The sequence below is a fragment of the Actinosynnema sp. genome, from assembly GCF_052038725.1.
In genome coordinates, this window is sequence record NZ_JBQGCX010000707.1 from 1 (window position 1) to 1,574 (window position 1,574).

The following is a 1,574-nucleotide window of genomic DNA, read 5'->3' on the forward strand; positions in this document are numbered from 1 at the left end:
ACCTCCCAGCCGCCCGCGCCGTCCGAGGAGGGCGCGTGGGTCGAGCGGGACGGGAAGCAGGTGTTCATCAAGAGCTTCCGCCTGCAGGGCGGGGTGGCCACGGTGAGCTTCGCCGAGCGCGACATCCAGCCGGTGTCCGCGACCCCGAGGCAGGGCTACGCGGCGGTCGTGGAGCAGCCCGCCGACGCGGTGGTCGTGGTGTTCACGGGCAACGGGCACACCTCCAAGCTGGAGGCGATGTGGGTGGGCAAGCCGCAGTGGCGGATCATCGAGAGCGACTAGCGCCCGTCCGCGCGGGCGCCGGGGCCGGACTCGGGCACCGCGCGGTCGAGCCCGCCGTCGCGCTCGGCGCGCGGGACCCGCTGGTCACCACCGACCCGGACCTCGCCGACCCGCGCTGAGCGCTCAGGCGTCGAGCAGCTCGGCCACGTGCGCGCGCGGCAGCGGGAGCCCGGCGTGGCGGGCGTCGCCGGGGCACACCGCGCCGTCCCGGTGGTCGCGGTGCCCGTCGATCCCGGTCGGCTCGATGCCGGAGCTCCGGCACACCCGCGCGCACAACCGCACCAGCGCCGCCCACTGCGGCGCGGTGGGCAGCCGGTCGGTGTGGGCGCCCTCGTTCTCGATGCCGACGGACTCGCGGTTCTGGCCGGTGTCGCCCCACCCGCGCCTGACGTGCTCGCGCTGGAAGAACAGGGCGAGGCGGCGGGCGTGGGCCTCGGAGCGGGCGTGGGCCTCGGAGCGGTCGTGGGTGTTGTCGGTCGCGGTGGGGTGCACGACGATCCGGCTCGGCCGGTGCGGCGGCGGGACCGAGGTCGCGGTGCGGCAGGCCGAGGTCGGAGGCCGGGCGCAGCGGGCCGCGCCGGTCCGGTCTGGAACCCCGGTGATCGTGGTGCCCACGTCGACCAGGACGTGCTCGGCCCCCAGGTCGTTGTGCGCGAGGACCAGCTCGTCCGGCGGGGGCGGCGGCGGGGTGGCCGGGAAGCGCTCGACGGTCGGGTCGCGCAGGCCGAGCGCGGCGTGGGCGTCGGCGGCCCCGGCCAGCAGCGCGGGCAGGTCCCAGGTCCGCACCAGCGCGACGAAGTCGACCAGGCGGCGGGCCAGGTCGCGGGTGGCGCCCGCGTCCAGCGGCAGCACGTCCGGCAGCAGGCGGTAGGCCGTCCAGGGGCCGTCGACGGCGAGCGCGACGGGCGTCGGGAGCGGGGAGCGGGCGGCCACCGCGGCGAGCGGGCGGGCCTCGGCGGACTGGCGCCGTCGCGGCGGCGGACCACGAACTCCCCGTCCACCAGGCGCGCGGTGTTGTCGAGCCCGGAGCCGAGCGGGACGGTTCGGCGCGGCCCGCCGCGGCCGGGCAGGTGGGCGTCGGCGAACCCGCGCGAGTCCGGCACGGGGGCGCCCCTGGTCCGCCCCGCGTCGACCGGGTGAGCCCCTCCCGGATCGAGGTGTGAGTCCGCACTGCGGCGGGTAACCGGCGCGCACCCGCGCCGCACGCGCCCCTCGGAGGCCCGCGATGACCCATCCCCAGATGACCGCGCTCACCGCCTTCGTCGACCGCGCGCAACGGCCGCTGTGGCTGG

The 1,574-nt window shown here is 78.1% G+C and carries 2 protein-coding genes; one reads left to right on the forward strand and one right to left on the reverse strand.

The window, feature by feature from the left end:
• A partial coding sequence (locus ACTUAL_RS14810; RefSeq protein WP_440900652.1) for a hypothetical protein occupies positions 1–282 on the forward strand: 282 nt, incomplete at its 5' end.
• A gap of 123 nt (positions 283–405) precedes the next feature.
• Here ACTUAL_RS14810 and ACTUAL_RS14815 read toward each other — a convergent pair.
• The gene (locus tag ACTUAL_RS14815) at positions 406–1,215 is read right to left on the reverse strand and encodes a peptidoglycan recognition protein family protein (protein ID WP_440900653.1); all 810 of its coding nucleotides are present in this window, start codon (positions 1,213–1,215) and stop codon (positions 406–408) included.
• Between the last annotated feature and the right edge of the window lie 359 nt (positions 1,216–1,574).